The organism is Vibrio sp. 378 (assembly GCF_033339435.1).
In genome coordinates this window covers 1-1,063 of record NZ_JAWOUO010000156.1, presented here as the reverse complement: position 1 = coordinate 1,063, position 1,063 = coordinate 1, and the positions used below count along the sequence as shown (strand labels likewise).

Below are 1,063 nucleotides of genomic sequence, written 5' to 3'. Positions count from 1 at the left end.
TTCGCGCGTTTTGTTCGTTTGAAAGGGTTGACCAATAAATACAGCATCAGCGTGAGCACCAAGAAAGGTAAGATGATTCTTGATGTGGAAGACGACGGTGAAGTGACGGTCAACATGGGTGTGCCAGAGTTTGAACCGAACAAAATTCCGTTCAAAGCGAAGCAGAAAGAAAAAACCTACATCATGCGCGCGGGTGACAAGACGCTGTTTTGTGGCGCTGTCAGCATGGGTAACCCGCATGTGGTGACAGTAGTGGATGACGTGGATACCGCAGATGTGGACACTCTAGGTCCGCTGCTTGAATCACACGAACGCTTCCCTGAACGTGTGAACGCTGGCTTTATGCAAGTGGTGAGTCGTGACCACATTCGTCTTCGAGTTTACGAGCGCGGCGCAGGTGAAACACAAGCTTGTGGTAGCGGCGCATGTGGCGCGGTGGCTGTGGGTATTTTGCAAGGACTTTTGGATGAGAGTGTGAAAGTATCGCTACCTGGTGGTGAGCTGCATATTTCTTGGCAAGGCCCGGGTAAACCACTCTTTATGACAGGTCCTGCTACTCACGTATTTGATGGTCAACTGTCGTGCTAGTCAAAGAAAAAGGAAACGGTTTGTCTCAAGTTGAAGCTGACGCATTAACTGCAGAAGTGGTGGCTGAATACCTAAAAGATCACCCTGACTTTTTTGTTGAGCGCCCTGAGCTGGTGGATCGTCTGTCTTTTCCACATTCGGATTTAGGTACGGTTTCGTTGGTGCATATTCAAATGAATCGCCAGCGTCAGCGTATTGAAGAGCTTGAAGAAGAGATCACCACGTTAATGTCGCTTGCGGCAAACAACGATCGTACCTTCTACGAGTTCATGGATTTGCAGGGCTCGATTCTAAAGTGCGGTGACTTCAAGCAAGTTATTAGCGCGATAGAGCTAAAAGCCAAAGATCTCGGACTGCGTGCGTATGTTCGCTTGTTTAGCCAATGCGATGCATCGACGCAACTTAGCAAAGAACATTACCAGCGTTTTGCGACCAACCACCTAAATGGCAAAGAGGCTTATTTGGGCCGCTTGCG

General features: G+C 48.8%; 2 protein-coding genes. Both read left to right on the top strand.

The window, feature by feature from the left end:
- The coding region (gene dapF / locus R7Q48_RS24815) for a diaminopimelate epimerase (RefSeq protein WP_318132772.1) at nt 1-588 on the top strand (588 nt) is incomplete at its 5' end.
- The coding region (locus tag R7Q48_RS24810; RefSeq protein ID WP_318132770.1) for a DUF484 family protein at nt 582-1,063 on the top strand (482 nt) is incomplete at its 3' end. The genes dapF and R7Q48_RS24810, both read left to right, overlap by 7 nt.